The sequence below is a fragment of the Streptomyces rectiviolaceus genome (genome assembly GCF_039533825.1).
GTDB classification, from domain to species: Bacteria; Actinomycetota; Actinomycetes; order Streptomycetales; family Streptomycetaceae; genus Streptomyces; species Streptomyces rectiviolaceus.
Genome location: NZ_BAAAUG010000158.1, coordinates 1 through 1,885 on the forward strand (window position 1 = coordinate 1; position 1,885 = coordinate 1,885).

General features: G+C 73.9%; 2 pseudogenes. Both read right to left on the bottom strand.

What is annotated here, in order from left to right:
• A pseudogene (locus tag ABD378_RS35605) lies at positions 1 to 1,134 on the bottom strand (nicotinate-nucleotide--dimethylbenzimidazole phosphoribosyltransferase); the annotation flags it as partial.
• Positions 1,135 to 1,488: 354 nt separating this feature from the next.
• Positions 1,489 to 1,885: pseudogene (locus tag ABD378_RS35610) on the bottom strand (precorrin-6y C5,15-methyltransferase (decarboxylating) subunit CbiE); the annotation flags it as partial.

Here is a 1,885-nt window from a genome sequence, read left to right on the forward strand (position 1 = left end):
GGCAGGGGCGGCCGGGGTCGCCACCGCGGGCTGGGGCAGCTCGGCGCCCGGCGTCGGCTGCGGGGCAGCTGTGGCGGGTGCGTCCTGCGTTTCCTGTGCGCCCTGTGCGCCCCCCGTTACGGGTGTTGCGTCCGGGACGACCGTTTCTGCTGTTGCGACGGGAGGCGCGGACTGCGACGACTGGGAAGACTGCGACGACTGGGGCGCCTGCCCGGACTGTGCGGACTGCGCGTGCTGAGAAGACTGGGACTGCTGCGGCTGAGTCGTCCACGGGGTCGCGCCCTGCGGCGTGATCTCACCGAGCTGCGGACCCGGCAGCACCCCTTCCTCGTCCCGCGGGATGTCGAGGTACTCGGGCCCCACCGTCGGCGGCCCCGCGTGCCGCACGGGCACAGCGTGCTGCGGCGCACCGGCCGGGCCGCGGTCGGCGAGGGAACGTACGGGGCTGCCCGCAGTGTCGGGCACCGCGGGACCCGAGGGCCCCCGGTGGAGCGGGCGGCGGGAGGGGCCGGGGTGCGATGCGGGCGCCGGCGTGGGCGCGCCGGGCAGTTGGACGCCGTTCAGGTCGACCGAGCCACTGTCGCGGCCGGCCGTCTCGTGCGGGCCGGGCTGATGCATGGCCTGCGGCTGCCCGGCCGACTGCTGGGCGACGGCCTGCGGGCCCGCGGCGTGCTGACCGACGAGCGGCTGACCGCCCAGCGACTGATCGGCGGAGTGCCGACCACCGACGGACTGGCCGCCGAGAGACTGATCGGGCACGTACTGGTCCGCGTCCGCCATGGACGGGTCGGCCACAGGGGCACCGCCGACGGGCTGACCGGCCGCGTACTGGCCGTTCACCGATGACGGATCACCCACAGGCTGCGCACCCACCGGCTGAGCGACGCCGTGCTGGGCGGCCACGGGCTGGCCCGGACCCTCCGGCTGCGGCGGAGCCGACTGCGGCTCGCTCCAGGCGCCCTGGGCACCCGGCATCAGCAGCAGGTCGTCATCGTCTGCGGGGGCGACGCTCTCGGCGGGATTCTCGGAGGGGTCGAGGTAGGTGTACGCACCCGGGGCGGGGACGCCCGGCTGCTCCACCATGCCTGCGTTCTCCGGCAGTCCCTCGCCCGGGACCTGGCCGGTGTCGGTCATGCGTAACCCCTCGCCCATCGGTTAGTGCTTCTTCGACCGCCCCTCAGCCTTAGGCCGGGGAAGCCCCATTGCCCGGAGCGGCGCACCAACCGCCCGTCATAGTCAACGAGCGTGCGCGCCGCGCGGCACGAACCGCGTACGGACAACAGGCATTGTCCCGGTCGGCCGACCGCCACGGCGGCTTGATCCGCGACGGCCCGCTGTGGGCTGCGCCACGTTGCGCGCCCTCCGGTCCTGCCGTACCACACACCCCCCAAAACGGGCGAGCTTTCCGGACATTGACCAACTATTTGCCGGACACTCGGGTGCGGTACAACGATCGGCCAGCCTACCCCGCACCGTGCGCCAGGGGGGTCACGGGGCGCGATCGGGCAACTGTCCGGAGAGCAGGAAGACCACGGTCCTCTCACGCTCCGTCCACGCGCGCGTGTCGAGTTCGACGGACTGGAGCAGGGCGCATTCGACCGCGTATCCGTGCTCCGTCAGGCCCCTGCCGATGAGTTCGGCCGCGTCGCGGTTGGACGCGTGCGCCACGATGCGCGCCGGGCGGCGGTCGGCGACGGCGGAGACCACCTCGGCTCCCCCGCCCCCGATCCGTACGACATCGGGCTCGGGAAGGTCTTCGAGGATGTACGGCGCCATGCCGTGCACGACCTGCGGCTGTACGCCGAAGTGGCGGGCGACCGCCGTGGTGCGGGCGCAGGCGTCGGGGTCGGCGTCGATGGCGATGACGGCGGCGCCGAAGCGGGCG